Source organism: Clostridium sp. ATCC 25772 (assembly GCF_001573875.1).
GTDB classification, from domain to species: domain Bacteria; phylum Bacillota; class Clostridia; order Clostridiales; family Clostridiaceae; genus Clostridium_J; species Clostridium_J senegalense.
Window position 1 is genome coordinate 1 of record NZ_LFRG01000207.1, and the last position, 540, is coordinate 540.

A 540-nucleotide genomic window follows, 5' to 3' on the forward strand; every position below is an offset into this window, starting at 1 on the left:
ACTGACGGAGTAAGAGGAATAGCTAATACAGAGCTTAACTGCGAGCTAGCATATAAACTAGGTAGAGCAGGAGGGTATGTTTTAACTAAGGGTAAAGATAAGGTTAAGGTTGTAGTTGGTAAAGATACAAGAGTATCTGGAGATATGCTAGAATCAGCCCTTATAGCTGGACTTATGTCAGTTGGATGTGATATTATAACTGTTGGGGTAATACCGACTCCAGGAGTTGCATACTTAACGAAGCATTACAATGCAGATTGTGGAGTAGTTATATCAGCATCTCACAACCCAGTGGAGTATAATGGAATAAAATTCTTTAATGAAAATGGATATAAACTTGATGATTCTATTGAACTTGAAATAGAGTCATATATAGATGATATAGAAAAAGTGGAAGTACATCCAACTGGAGATAAAGTTGGTAAAAAAATACATGAACATGACGCTGTAAGAGATTACGTTGATTATTTAAAAACTATAGTGAATATAGATTTTAATGGATTAAAAGTTGTGTTAGACTGTGCGAATGGAGCTGCATAT

At 34.6% G+C, this 540-nt stretch carries 1 pseudogene; it reads left to right on the forward strand.

From position 1 onward, the window contains the following. A pseudogene (locus AZI32_RS17615) lies at positions 1–540 on the forward strand (phosphoglucosamine mutase); the annotation flags it as partial.